The sequence below is a fragment of the Haloferax litoreum genome (assembly GCF_009674605.1).
GTDB classification, from domain to species: domain Archaea; phylum Halobacteriota; class Halobacteria; order Halobacteriales; family Haloferacaceae; genus Haloferax; species Haloferax litoreum.
In genome coordinates this window covers 1,406,054-1,418,223 of record NZ_WKJO01000001.1, presented here as the reverse complement: position 1 = coordinate 1,418,223, position 12,170 = coordinate 1,406,054, and the positions used below count along the sequence as shown (strand labels likewise).

The 12,170-nt window shown below is 59.8% G+C and carries 14 protein-coding genes; 10 read left to right on the top strand and 4 right to left on the bottom strand.

Going from position 1 to position 12,170, the window contains the following annotated elements; all coding sequences use genetic code 11:
- Complete coding sequence (gene rdfA / locus GJR96_RS07305; protein ID WP_151162337.1) at positions 1 to 657, bottom strand: rod-determining factor RdfA; 657 nt, start codon at positions 655 to 657, stop codon at positions 1 to 3.
- 556 nt (positions 658 to 1,213) lie between these two features.
- Here rdfA and GJR96_RS07300 point away from each other — a divergent pair.
- Positions 1,214 to 1,738, top strand: a complete 525-nt coding sequence (locus GJR96_RS07300; RefSeq protein ID WP_151162336.1) for a hypothetical protein — start codon at positions 1,214 to 1,216, stop codon at positions 1,736 to 1,738.
- Positions 1,731 to 2,216 carry a metal-dependent hydrolase gene (locus GJR96_RS07295; protein WP_151162335.1) on the top strand — a complete coding sequence of 162 codons (486 nt, stop codon included), beginning with the start codon at positions 1,731 to 1,733 and terminating at the stop codon, positions 2,214 to 2,216. Before GJR96_RS07300 ends, GJR96_RS07295 begins: the two co-directional genes overlap by 8 nt.
- Before the next feature lie 36 nt (positions 2,217 to 2,252).
- Here the strand turns inward: GJR96_RS07295 and GJR96_RS07290 are convergent, their stop codons facing one another.
- Positions 2,253 to 2,837, bottom strand: coding sequence for an acetyltransferase (locus GJR96_RS07290; protein WP_151162334.1), 585 nt, complete (start codon positions 2,835 to 2,837; stop codon positions 2,253 to 2,255).
- 153 nt (positions 2,838 to 2,990) lie between these two features.
- Here GJR96_RS07290 and GJR96_RS07285 point away from each other — a divergent pair, with 153 nt between their 5' ends.
- On the top strand, positions 2,991 to 3,191 hold the full coding sequence (locus tag GJR96_RS07285; protein ID WP_151162333.1) for a hypothetical protein: 201 nt from the start codon (positions 2,991 to 2,993) through the stop codon (positions 3,189 to 3,191).
- Positions 3,192 to 3,372: 181 nt separating this feature from the next.
- Here GJR96_RS07285 and glmM read toward each other — a convergent pair whose 3' ends face one another.
- Positions 3,373 to 4,692 carry a phosphoglucosamine mutase gene (glmM, locus tag GJR96_RS07280; RefSeq protein WP_151162332.1) on the bottom strand — a complete coding sequence of 440 codons (1,320 nt, stop codon included), beginning with the start codon at positions 4,690 to 4,692 and terminating at the stop codon, positions 3,373 to 3,375.
- A gap of 513 nt (positions 4,693 to 5,205) precedes the next feature.
- Between glmM and GJR96_RS07275 the strand changes: the two genes are divergently transcribed.
- The 4 genes from GJR96_RS07275 to GJR96_RS07260 all read left to right on the top strand — a co-directional run bounded on the left by GJR96_RS07275 (position 5,206) and on the right by GJR96_RS07260 (position 8,701).
- Positions 5,206 to 5,412, top strand: coding sequence for a hypothetical protein (locus GJR96_RS07275; protein WP_151162331.1), 207 nt, complete (start codon positions 5,206 to 5,208; stop codon positions 5,410 to 5,412).
- A 543-nt stretch (positions 5,413 to 5,955) separates the two neighbouring features.
- A complete protein-coding gene (locus GJR96_RS07270) occupies positions 5,956 to 6,957 on the top strand; it encodes a pentapeptide repeat-containing protein (RefSeq protein WP_151162330.1) in 1,002 nt (333 codons plus the stop codon).
- Between the two features lie 77 nt (positions 6,958 to 7,034).
- The gene (locus tag GJR96_RS07265) at positions 7,035 to 7,430 is read left to right on the top strand and encodes a response regulator (RefSeq protein WP_151162329.1); all 396 of its coding nucleotides are present in this window, start codon (positions 7,035 to 7,037) and stop codon (positions 7,428 to 7,430) included.
- A gap of 152 nt (positions 7,431 to 7,582) precedes the next feature.
- Positions 7,583 to 8,701 (top strand): hypothetical protein, encoded by a 1,119-nt coding sequence (locus tag GJR96_RS07260; RefSeq protein ID WP_151162328.1) that lies wholly within the window; start codon positions 7,583 to 7,585, stop codon positions 8,699 to 8,701.
- Positions 8,702 to 8,707: 6 nt separating this feature from the next.
- Here the strand turns inward: GJR96_RS07260 and GJR96_RS07255 are convergent, their stop codons facing one another.
- The gene (locus GJR96_RS07255) at positions 8,708 to 9,868 is read right to left on the bottom strand and encodes a signal peptidase I (RefSeq protein WP_151162327.1); all 1,161 of its coding nucleotides are present in this window, start codon (positions 9,866 to 9,868) and stop codon (positions 8,708 to 8,710) included.
- Between the two features lie 325 nt (positions 9,869 to 10,193).
- On the opposite strand from GJR96_RS07255, the gene GJR96_RS07250 reads away from it, so the two are divergent.
- From GJR96_RS07250 to GJR96_RS07240, 3 genes are read left to right on the top strand one after another with little or no spacing between them, the layout of a single operon-like run.
- Positions 10,194 to 10,817, top strand: coding sequence for a hypothetical protein (locus GJR96_RS07250; RefSeq protein WP_151162326.1), 624 nt, complete (start codon positions 10,194 to 10,196; stop codon positions 10,815 to 10,817).
- Positions 10,818 to 10,834: 17 nt separating this feature from the next.
- The gene (locus GJR96_RS07245; protein ID WP_151162325.1) at positions 10,835 to 11,491 is read left to right on the top strand and encodes a hypothetical protein; all 657 of its coding nucleotides are present in this window, start codon (positions 10,835 to 10,837) and stop codon (positions 11,489 to 11,491) included.
- A gap of 29 nt (positions 11,492 to 11,520) precedes the next feature.
- Entirely contained in the window at positions 11,521 to 12,138 is a 618-nt protein-coding gene (locus GJR96_RS07240) for a hypothetical protein (RefSeq protein WP_151162324.1), read from the top strand.
- Positions 12,139 to 12,170: the final 32 nt, after the last annotated feature.

The following is a 12,170-nucleotide window of genomic DNA, read 5'->3' as shown; positions in this document are numbered from 1 at the left end:
CTACTCGTCCACTGTGGCGTCGTCTGCGGGGTGCTCACAGTTACAGTGCCCGGAAGAGAGCAACGTCGTTGGTGTCATTCGTGTCTCGCAGTCTGTACAGGTGACTCGGATGTCCACGTCGACTTCGTACGAGCCAATGAACACCCGATTCGCCTTGACTAGCCGGTCGATAACGTCGATTGTGACGGTTCGGAGGCGAGAACGGAGTTTCCGAATCGTGTCGAGCCCGGATTCGACTGCCGTCTCGTCGTCCGTCGAGTCGCGCTCAACGTCTCGATGTCGTTTCAGGTAGTTGTACACCGACTGATAGGATATGATGTCCGCCTCGAGTTGGTCGACGTCCACACCCTTCTCGCGAAGGCTATTTCGCGCCGCCGTTCGACTCCCAGCAGACACGTCGTCGCTCGTCAGGAGTCGATAGAAGTTTTCAGGTTCTCCGTCGAGAACGTGAGCGCCCGCTTGGTCCAAGGCTGCCCGAATCAGACGTTTATTGACCGTCTCTTCGAGTTCGCGGAGACTTTGCTGCTCTCGTCCCTCGCCCAACCACGCGGCCACGAGGTCGTCGCCGAGCCCAGAGAGTTCGTAACGCTCGGCTATTCGCTCGATTTTGGGGCCCCGCCCACCACGACGGGAGACCTTGTTTCCTGAGTTTCGCATTCTGTCGGTACGCTCACTCGTTCGGTGTGGGGTGTTGTAAGCATTACTTGATAACTATCAGAGCTGATAAAGTTGAGACATGAATTTATACCGTAAGCCAGTGAATTTGAGACCATCGTTTCAATAGAGACCGCAAAATTACAGCCACATTTCTGAGATTCGTCGAACAACCATTTTACATACATGTTTTGTAGCCAAAATATTGGGCGGATTGCCTTACTGCATTATTTTTATTTGGGCGAACTATGTTTATTTCTTAAATTCTGTTTGGAGTCCGAATCCTGAGCAACATAGAGTATTGTATGATATGTGAATTTATGAAGGATGTCAGCCAGACCTTCTGCTCGAAATGAGACCTACGACTGTAGACGGGGCGACCGTCACCTTGGCTTTCAAGTGGGCTGTGCCCGAAGCACGAACTCACGTCGTAGTCTCCTGTGAAATCCAGTCGTGTCGACTGAGTTCTGACTAAAGTGACAAATACGTGCCGGAGAGCGAGTCAACAACGACGAACCTGTCGGGAACGCTTAGTCACTCCACGTCGTACCCAAGCGCAATGCCAACCACCCAACGCCGACGCGCCCTCGCCCTCCTGGTCCTCCTTGGGTGTCTCTTCGGGTTCGTGGTGTGGTTCGGGTCGCTCACACCGGACCCAGCAGTCGGTGCGTATCCAGAGTCGGTGCATCTGGGAAGCGACTACGACGCGTGGGTCGGCGAGCGAACCAGTCTCACCGGCGTCGTCACCGACACAGACCCCCTCACCATCGTCACCGGGGGCGGAGCGACCGAACTCCGAGTCACAGACACTGACGTCGACGCCCACGAGGCCGAACGCCTCGCAGTCTACGGCGTCGTCGAACCGGACCACACGGTACGCGCGCTGAACGCCTACACCGTCCCACCGGGGAACTACACCTACATGTACGCCGTCTCGTTCCTCGCTGGCCTGTGGGTACTCGGGAGACTCGTCCGAGACTGGCGCGTCAACGTCGAGACCTGGTCGTTGGCGTCGCGGTCCACACCACGCAACGTGACCGAGCGACTCGACAGAACCGAACAGACGGAGGACCACGATGCCTGACCTGCTCGCACACGCCCTGTTGGCCTACAGTCTCGCTACGATTGCCTCGTGGCGTTACGAGTGGGTCAGCCGCCCGTACGTCACCGTCGCGATGGCCGGGGCGTTCATCCCGGACATGGCGAAAGCGGAACTCGTCGTCTCGAACTACTGGATGGAACAGTTCCTCGGTATCCCGTTCGACTGGTTCGGGCTCCACACGACCGGTGCCGCACTGTGCTCGGTGCTCGTCGGTGTTCTGCTCGTCCGGTCGAGCGAACGCGTGCGAGTCGGTGCACTCCTCGCACTCGGCGCTGCGTCACACCTCGTCGCCGATGCCTTCCTGCTGAAACCCACGGGCGTCTCGTACCCACTCCTCTGGCCGCTGACGAGGTACTACCCACCGACACCGGGGCTGTACCTGAGTACAGACGTGATGCCAGCGGTCGTCCTCGGTGTCGTCGCCCTCGGCACCACACTCGTGACGCGGTATCGGCAGTGAGTCGACGCGCCGTGAGCGTAAGAAGAGAGACCGAGTCTACTGTCCAACCGACGTCCGCAACGCCTCGCTCACCGCATCCACGAACACTGCGTGCTCCGAGAGTGCCTCTCGAAGTTTCTCGTAGTACGCGACCGTATCGCCGGCGGTGAACCGGTAGTCCGACCACCAAATCGTCCGCCCAGTACCGAAGTCGCCGTGTGGGACCTCGTCTGATTCCTGACGCACGCGCTCGATTGCCTCGATAATCCGCCCTCGGAGCGCCGTGTACGGTGAGTCGCCCGAGAAGTCGGCGTCGCCACTCAGTCCGTCTTCGAGATGCAACTCGAACCGCAACTGCCCCCGCTGGAGGGCGCGCGGCGTCGGGTAGTGTTCGAAGTGCACGTCGAACCCGTGGTTCCGACCGACGTCCCACGTACGCGGCGTGACGCGGCCCCACGGCTTGCCCGAGTCGAGGTGGTCCCACGTCTGCGGTCCGTCTGGTGGGAACCGGCGGAGGTAGTCTGCCCACTCGTACTGGAGGACGTCGCGGGCGAGCTTCGACACGGCATCACGAGTGGCGTCGACCTGCATCTCGTAATCGAGGTAGAAGCTCGTTTCGTCCGCGGTGTCGGGGCCATTCATACACCCATGCTAGTTTGCCACACGGTTAAATGTTCGATGTGACAGAGTGAAAACGAGGAACGAACACTAATTTTGACAGCTTATACTGTGTTTGTCTGGAAATACTCGTCTAGTCCCCAAATCTTATCAACGATACCCATCAACAATACGTCAATGTCACACACACTCGAAATCGTCCCCTACGAAATCACGACGGGGTCGACGATTCGGCATTCGACGCTCTGTGAGGAACAGACGGTTCTCGAGATCGACGCGCAGTCTGTTCGGACGTCCAGCGGCGACCAAGAGTTCGTCTACCCACGCGAACAACTCGCTCTTGATTTGTCTGTCGGCCGGTTCGAAGTCGTCTCGTAGCGAGTTCAGGAAACAGGATTTTCCCGTGAACTGTCTGGCTCCCATCTGACGCACTGGATAATTCACCGTTTTTTCGAGGGAGCTCGATATGTCTCGATGGGTTCGCAGGACTCGGTGAACGCATGCGGTTCTCGCGGGAGATTCTGTGGCAGTATGCGACCAACGTGGGTGAAAAAGACTCTTACTGTGCGTTGTCGACGAAGCTTCGCGCCTCCGCCAACAACTCGTCCGCTCGCTGCTCGTCGCGTGCCTCGGCGGTCAACCGTACCAGCGGTTGCGTGCCACTAGCGCGAACGAGGAACCACCCATCCTCGTGTTCGACACGCACGCCATCGAGCGTCGAAATCCGCCCAGAGTCGTAGGTATCCATCAGCGCGTCACGAACGCCCTCCATGACCGCCTCTTTTTCGTCGGTCTCGACGCTCGTCCGGCGGAGTGGATACGACGCCAGCGCTGCGCGTTGGGCAGCCAACGAACCGCGCCGTTCGACGAGTTCGACGAGCTTGCACGCCGCGAGCGGACCATCAGGACAGAGTGTTTCGTCGGGCCAGATCCACGCACCACTCGGTTCGCCACCGAAGACAACGTCGTCGTCGCGAGCCGCGTCGGCGACGAAGACGTCGCCGACTTTCGTCCGGGTGAGCGACGCACCCTGTTCGTCGAGGACGTCGTCGACGACGAGACTCGTATTGAGTGGAGCAGCAGCACGCTCACCATCGGTAACGACCTCGCGGGCGAACAGCGCGAGAAGTTCGTCCCCCTCGACGAACGACCCCGTCTCGTCGACGGCCATCATTCGGTCGGCGTCGCCGTCGTGTGCAATACCGAGGTTGGCATCTGTGTTGGCGACGACGGAACAGAGCGTCTCGCACGTCTCCGCCGTGGGCTCGCTCGGACGACCGGGGAAGTGGCCGTCGGGGGTCGCATTCAGCGTCTGTACGTCGCATCCCATGCGGAGTAGGGCTTCGACAGTTGCCCCTCCCATGCCGTTGCCTAAGTCGACGACGACCGAACACTTACCATCGATATCGACCGCGTCACAGAGGGCGTCGACGTGGCGTGCCGTTAGGTAGTCGGCGTCGTGCTCAGTGCCGACATCGTCCCACGACGCGTACGTCTGTTCGTTGGCATTGAGTGTCGCTTCGATTTCGGTACGGCGAGCCTCGCCAAACGCCTGTCCGGTGGGCTCCCACAATTTGAATCCGTTATCTTCTGGTGGGTTGTGTGATGCAGTGACCATCAGTCCCGCATCGGAGTCTGTCCATGCGACGCCGCGGGCAAGCGTCGGCGTCGAGACTTGCCCAGCACGGATTACATCGACACCGGCACTTCGGAGGGCCGAACTCGAGGCATCGGCGAGAAGGGGACTCGTCGTTCGTGCGTCGTGACCGACGACGACACGGTCGGAGCCACAGGCTGCAAGCGCCTGCCCGAGAGACGCCGCCAACTCAGGCGTGATCAAGTCCCCGAAGGGACCGCGTACACCGCTTGTTCCAAACATATCTGAACGTTCAGTTATCGTACAATGAACGCTTCGACTCAGGAAGTGGAACCAGTTGTACGAGTCGTCTCAGGTCGAAGAGTCGAGAGAACAGACACGTAGCCGCGTGGACGTTCGGAAAACGGTCAGGTGCCTCGGAGTGGGGGTTGGGGGGATACCGAGACGAGTGGTTCCTGACCAGATTTTCGTTCACGTGTCTCCGATAAAAACATTCCGTGATTCGTGGTTGTGTTCAAGTGAGAGACACCACTCGACGGCAGGAACGGGAAACACCGTGCAAGGCGTGATATCGCGTCATCAATGGGATGCACGGAGTGTTTCCCTACTGGCTACATGAGAGGCAGAGTGTACACCATTGTGTCGTCGGCAATATTCAAACAACGGGCAGTATCTACCCGTATCGCTGGTCAGTAATCCACGAACTCCACCGACATCTCCTCTGTTGTCGCAGTCGGTGGGACCACGTCGAATCTGTGTGGGGACATTGATACGTGACGACTGGGAGCGCCGAACGTGAGCCTCTACGAACCAGTCCACGAGTTCGTTGGCGACCACGAGAGCCTTCACTCGGTCAAACTCACAGACGAAGAGACTACGGTTTCGCTCCACAACGAGTCGAGGACGACAGTCGAATCGGTGGCGCTGCCGGTGCGAAACCGCCGCGTTGCAGTCGTGTTCTCGTCGACTGTCGGAGCCTATGAGTCGTCCGTCTCGACGTGAGCAATCGATGCGACCGCACACGAACGAGAGAACACGGAGTCGGCCTCACCCACCATGAGGTGAAACAATACTAAGAACGTCACATCTACTCAGGCTGGTCGCTATTCGATGTGTTTCCATAGAAATGTATTTGTGAAGAGACACGTAACTACTGGTATCCGTGGCTGAGTCGCTTCGCTGTGCATACGAACACGACTGTTCACCTGAGAAGAATGGACAGACAGAGACGGTTGACCGAGACGTGTGGCACTGTCCACACCCAGTGAGTAGTGATGCCGAGTACTGTGTGTTCCATCAGTCGGTCGAATCTAAAGACACCGAGACGGTCACGACGGCGCTCCGCGAGACGATCGACGACCCCGACCGGCCCTCGGCGTTCGTCGGTGCGCAGTTCGACACGCTCGACCTCGCGGGTGAGACGCTCAGAAGTGACGAAGCTGTCGACTTCCGCGACGTGCTCGTCCGAGACGAACTCGACCTCAGTGAGGCGACTGTGGACGCCACACTCCGATTAGACGCGGCGACGGTCGGGGGACACTGTCCATGCAGCGACTCGACGCGAAGGGCGACCTCTCCTGTCGACACCTCCAGACTGGCCGGCAGTGGTTGCTCTACGATGCGACCATCGATGGCAGACTCGATGCGTTCGGGGGGTGCGGGACGTCGTTCCTCGCCACCGGTATCCGCGCCACCGGTGGCATCTCGCTTAGAAAGGCGACAGTCGACGAACAAATCGACCTCACGCAGGCGCAGGTCGACGGCCCAGTCTGGCTCTCACATACACACGTCGGCGACCACTTGGACGCCGGAGCAGCAGAGTTTCGCGACCGGCTATCGCTCTCTCATTGCCGGGTGGGTGGCGACGTCACACTCCGGGACACGACAGTCCAGGATGGACTCTCGCTCGGCCACCTCCACGCGTGTGGGACGGTCGACGCGGCGCGACTTCACGTCGCGAACGGTGTCGACGCGACGAGTAGCCAGTTCGACGACGAAGTCGACTTCACCGAACTCACTACTGCCGACGGCCACCTCGTGTTCGATTACGCGACGTTCGACGCCGCGGTGTACTTCGACGCGTCGACAGTCGATAGTCCGCGTCTCTCGTTCGAGAACGCTCACTTCGACAGGACGATATCGTTCGTCCGCGCCGCCATCGCGGGGACGCTCTCGTTCTCGGGCGCACGATTTACGCCGCAGTCGCAGTTCCGAATGGTCGAGAGTACCGTCGGGCGAGACGTCGTCTGCGACCACGCGACCGTCGACGGCGAGATGTACTGGAACACCTCGCGAGTGAACGAGAACGTCGACGTCTCCGACTGTACCATCACGGCGCTCGAATTCGGTGTCGAAATCGGTGGCCGACTCGACTTCGCGTACACGTACGTCACCGAGCGTGCGGGGTTCACAGAGACCACCGTCCACGGACCAGCGCGATTCACGTGTGCACGGTTCGATAGCGAGCCATCACTCACCGACGCCACACTCGAAGGGGCCGTCGCGACGTACGATTTGACGGTCCAGACACCCGAACTGTCGCGCTAACGGCGCACACCGAGGTCCATCGGCAGTTCTCACGACCATAGAAACAATCATACGTCTCATCCGAGAAGTACGACTGCGTGTCAGAAACTACCGGAGAGGTTACACCACAGGTACTCACCTATGGGGAACCACCTGACGAAGCGTGGGACGTTGCGAGCGGCGTCGACGTGCGGTACACCAACTCGAACCACGAGTTGCTCGAAGGACTGACGACACGGCGACCACAGTTGGTCCTCTGTCTTCACGCACCACCGCAATACGACGGAATCGAGGCAGTGAAGACAATCCGCCGATTCGACGCTGCGGTGCCCGTCGTCCTCGCGTCGCGTGTCCAAAACACCATGACCAACCTGCAAGCGGCACAGACGCAGGTGACGTGGTGTGTCGAACTCCCGGCCGACAAATCGGTGGCCGACGGGTTGTTCGACGTCGTCACCGACGCGAGCGAGTGGTTCGAGTCGCAGGTGTCGTAGGAGACGTCGTTCGAGAGGGCTGATTGCCTGCCGCGAAGGTATAACACCCATATATTTGTTATACTATATAGTGGCCGAGTGCGGTACCGACACCCGAAGTGTACAAGAGGCTTGGCGACCGACATATCGAACGAAGAGACTGCCAGTATCTCATGAATCGGACGCTACGGCACATTGGAGTGGTGTTCGTCGCACTCGGGATGATGCTCGCTGTAGTCCCGACAGGAAGCTACAGCACTATCGCTGGCGAACGGGCCGTCGGTGTCTCGGTCGCAGCAGACGAAAGCGCACTGATTGCGCTCCAGGCGACCGGAAACGAGGTAAACAGTACCGGGCAACCAACGCACGTCGCGTCGCTCGTGAACAACCTCGACTCGGATGCGACTGTCGAATACGAAGTGAGCACTGCTTCGGACGCGCTCACGGTCGAGACGGCGTCTGGAACGCCAACACTCCAGAGTGGCGGGAGAGAACCGCTCTCACTGTCCTGTACAGCGTCGTCGGGTGGGGGTCCCGATACAGCGACGCTGACGGTGGCAGTCACTCGCGCAGAAGCGTCGGCAACGACAGTCACCGATGCAATCCTGAAAACGCCCGTGAACTACGACTGCCCGGGTGGCGGCCCACCGTCCAGCGCCCCCGACGGAAGCGATGGCTACATCGACACGAACGGCAACGGCCAGTACGACGAGGGTGAACAAACACTGACCGGTTCCGAACTCGAAAACTTCGACAACGAAACTGCGGACATCGTCATCAGCACCGACGACGGGACGTTCTACCAAGACGGAATCGACATCGACGCAGCCTCGGTCACGATTGCCAGTACGACCATCAACGGGAAGAACGGCGACGTCTCTATCACGGCCGAGTCGATTACGATGACTGAGACGACGTTCGACTCGAAGAACGCCAAGATGTCGCTCACGAGCACGTCCGGAGACGTCGATATCACCGGGACGACACTCCTGAGTGACCACTCGATTAGCGTCACGTCGGCAGGGGACCTCCACGCGAATCAGACGGAGATGGAGACGACAGATGGCATCTCTCTCGCCGCTGACGGTGACATCTTCGTCCGTCAGGCACGGTTGTCGAGCACGAACAAGAATGGCAATGGCAGGGATTCAGTGACCGCCGACCTCGGGTCCACAGCATCGACACTCGACGTGACTGGTCTCGACGTCAGTGACAAGGACGACACACTCGTCTACAGTCCGAGTGGACTCACGGTGGTTGGCACCCCGAGTAGTGGACAGGTCAGCGACTGACCGCCGTCACAAGAACCGCCGCTTCAGTCGCTCGACGAACGAGATGTTTCGTCCCACCGTCCGCATCCGGACCGGGGTCATCCCCAGCGTGACGATACCGAGAGCGAGTGCCCCTACCACGAGAAGCGCGTCGATGACGGCGATTGCGACCAACGGGTGGATGTCGTGTAGGCCGAGGATGAGTGACTTCGGGAGAATCGGGAGATACCGCTGTTCTGTAATCTCTCGCGTGTACGCTCCCGTCTGTTCCGGTGCGCGAATCGAGAGCGTCGTCGTCGTACTCTGTTGACCCGAGACGACGAACACTGACTGGCCGAACGTGACGTCTGGGTGCGTCGACTCAACGACGGTCATCATCGGGATGTACCCCTTGTTGGTCAGGCGATACTCGACCGTCGCCGCGTCACCCGGTTCGACGACGAGTGGGTTCTCGGCCGGCGACTCCGAACTGATGATGTCGACTGTCGTCGTCCCCGACCCGAAGAGCATACTCACCGTCGCGGGCGCGGAGATGAGGACGACGAGGACGAACAGTACGACGCCGATAGAGACGTAGTTCGGCCGACTACGAGTTCGTTTTCCGGCGGGTCGAGAACTCCCGAATAAGTCGACGCCGACGCTCAGGGCGATGAGTCCCCCGCCGATTCCCACGAGCAACATCGGCGAGAACTCTCCCCGAAGGAGCGACTCAAAACCGGGGAGTCCAGCGAAGACACCGACGACAGCACCCACGGCCACGTGGATCGTCTGCACACCCGTTCCGAGTCCGGGGACGACGACCACCTCGCCGTTCAGTTGGAGTGCCTCGGCGACGATTCGAGAGTCCGTGACCGGTGGCTCGACGTTGTCCTGGTCGGTGAACGGGTTGGCGTCGCCGCGAGTGATGTACCCGTCGGAGGTGTGTCTCACCACGCGATGGGTCGTCAGTCCGCCACCGTGGAGTTCCTCGGAACGGAAGACGACGACGTCGCCGGCGTCTGGCGAGTCGGTCAGCACCGAGGGGACGGCGACGAATCCATCGCCGGGTTCCATCGTCGGTTCCATACTTCCGGTCTCGACGTACCCGAGGAGGATGGGTTGGCCGAGTGCCTGCCCGAAGAGGAGTGCAACGACGGCTATCAGGAAGAGACCCAACACTGCGTATTCGACGAATTCCGAGACCTTCACGCGTTGGTGACGGATACGGCGTTGGTGGTCATAAAACGACCCGTCGAATCAGCGGCGACGTATGGGCGGGGTACCCGATGCAACTGATACGGCATCGACCACGTGTCCGACACGGAGAGTATGTACTATCACAATCCAGTACACGGGTGAACAACAGTGCACATTGGCGCGGCCAATCGAGAGACGACGCCGACTTGTCTCGTACGGAAAGGCAGGCTTGAACCAGTCAACCGACCGGTTTGACTCGTTCAAGCAGGTGAATACAAAGTAGGGGTGGTCCATACGAGTCGAACAACGACACATCGACGTGTCGAGGAGACGATATATGACAATCAATCGACGTAATGTACTACTCGGGCTTGGAGCGATTGTTGGCGGCGGCGGCGCACTCATCGGGACGGGTGCGTTCTCGTCTGTGAGTGCTGCGCGAACGGTTTCGGTGAGCACTGCAGGAGACGGGAATGCATTCCTGCAGATCGATTCGTCTAGTGGGTACGTTACCGACGATACGCCAAACGACGGAACCGATACGTTCACCATCAATTTCGACCCCGACGGCGACGGTTCGACTGCCTCCGGATTCAACAAAAACGCGGTCACGACCATCAAAGACGCCCTGACGATTACGAATAACGCGGTTGCGAATTCAGATGGGGGAACGACGCCGGATATTCAACTCAGTCTTTCGGACCCAGACCAGACTGGGTCGTCTGGGAGTGCATCCGTCACTATCTCGAATACGGATGGAACAGAAGAAATCGTCGTGACGTTCTACTTGGGGCAGAATACTACGGCAGACGATGGGACGACGTCCTACATCGACGACGGTCGAACACCCATACTTGGAAGTGGCGAATCCGCCAACGTGGACGTGAAAATCGATACGACGGGCAATGCGAGTGCGCCAAGTACGGACGGTGAACTCACTATCGTCGCAGAGCAAGCGTAATCGAAGCCCGACAGCACATGAAACGACGAAACGTCCTCACCGCAGTAGGCACCCTCGCCTTCGGCGTCGGAACAGCACTCGGGACGGGTGCAGTCGACGTCGTCTCGAACAACAGCGACGGCAGTTTCCGCGTCGTCTCGCCGGGGGCAGACATCCGAATCGACCCCGCAGACTCGCTGGGGGCGACCGTCGAGAAGAACCAATCTATCGACTTCGCGACCCTCCAACCGAACGACCTCCCGGTGGCGACCGTTAGCGGGAACGGTGGGCAGATGGTCACCGTTCAGGTCGCGGTTTCGGCGACACGGGACCACGACTTCGGCGACATCCTGAAACTCACGAACAACAACACCGACGGCACCGACTACGACGTCGGGTTCACGTACACGGGGTTCGGTGCCGACGTCGATGATGGCAGTATCCCGAAATCGGACGTCGTCGAAGCGTTCCAATTCACGCACGGGTCACCGGAGAGCATAGTCTCTTCCGACTGGGCTGACCCACAGTACGACCCGCAGAACTACGTCTCCGTGTCGGCAGGCACGTCGGAGACGGTCGGTCTGAAAGTCGTACAGAAAACGAGTATCGCGAACTCGGTTTCGGGGTCGTTCGCTGGCGACAGCGAGAACACGGTCCTCGTCGACGAAGTAACCGCAGTCGCGAACCAACAGTAAGACCCGAGAACCCTTCACCTGGACTTCACATGCCCACTCGCCGCCAGACACTCTTCGCGATGGGCAACCTCTTCGTCCTCGGTGGAATCGCCGGGTCGGGTGCCTCGGTCGTGGTCTCGTCGTCTGCGGGCGCATCGTTCCGCGTCGTCGACACGACCGACGGCGATATCGAGTTGACGCCAGCGAACGACCCACCGGTTCACGTTCAGACAGATGCTGATGGCTACGTGAGTGCACTCACACCCGGGGGCGACGACGGGGGACTCAACACGAGAGCGGTGACGCGATTCGAAGACATCGTCCAGATTACGAACGTCGGGACAGAGGACATCGTGGGAATCTACTTCTCGTTCGATGCCACGAGCGATACGCTCTCGGCAGCGACGCTCGACGCTATCGAGGCCACACTCCAGGCGACAGCGGCGAGCGACACACTCGACTCCTCGGGGCTGTCCGGTGACAATCTCCTCGCAGTGAGTCCGTCACCGTCCGTCGCAGATGGCGTCCTCGAACCGGGGGAAGCAGTCCCGTTCGGACTCCGCGTCGACCTCACTCCGACCGGCCGGGGCGAGACCCTCGAAGCCCTCCCACCCAGCGACGACTACGACGTGACGGTCCGTGTTCACACCGAGTGGCCCGACCAGTGAAGACGAGGTAGCACGTCAGCGGAATGTCGTGC

Excerpts from the sequence above, each read along its gene's own strand:
- GJR96_RS07295 (WP_151162335.1), top strand. The coding sequence starts at position 1,731 with ATGCCTGACCTGCTCGCACACGCCCTGTTGGCCTACAGTCTCGCTACG.
- GJR96_RS07260 (WP_151162328.1), top strand. The coding sequence starts at position 7,583 with ATGAATCGGACGCTACGGCACATTGGAGTGGTGTTCGTCGCACTCGGG.
- GJR96_RS07270 (WP_151162330.1), top strand. The coding sequence starts at position 5,956 with ATGCAGCGACTCGACGCGAAGGGCGACCTCTCCTGTCGACACCTCCAG.
- GJR96_RS07245 (WP_151162325.1), top strand. The coding sequence starts at position 10,835 with ATGAAACGACGAAACGTCCTCACCGCAGTAGGCACCCTCGCCTTCGGC.
- GJR96_RS07285 (WP_151162333.1), top strand. The coding sequence starts at position 2,991 with ATGTCACACACACTCGAAATCGTCCCCTACGAAATCACGACGGGGTCG.
- glmM (WP_151162332.1), bottom strand. The coding sequence starts at position 4,692 with ATGTTTGGAACAAGCGGTGTACGCGGTCCCTTCGGGGACTTGATCACG.
- GJR96_RS07290 (WP_151162334.1), bottom strand. The coding sequence starts at position 2,837 with ATGAATGGCCCCGACACCGCGGACGAAACGAGCTTCTACCTCGATTAC.
- rdfA (WP_151162337.1), bottom strand. The coding sequence starts at position 657 with ATGCGAAACTCAGGAAACAAGGTCTCCCGTCGTGGTGGGCGGGGCCCC.
- GJR96_RS07300 (WP_151162336.1), top strand. The coding sequence starts at position 1,214 with ATGCCAACCACCCAACGCCGACGCGCCCTCGCCCTCCTGGTCCTCCTT.
- GJR96_RS07250 (WP_151162326.1), top strand. The coding sequence starts at position 10,194 with ATGACAATCAATCGACGTAATGTACTACTCGGGCTTGGAGCGATTGTT.
- GJR96_RS07240 (WP_151162324.1), top strand. The coding sequence starts at position 11,521 with ATGCCCACTCGCCGCCAGACACTCTTCGCGATGGGCAACCTCTTCGTC.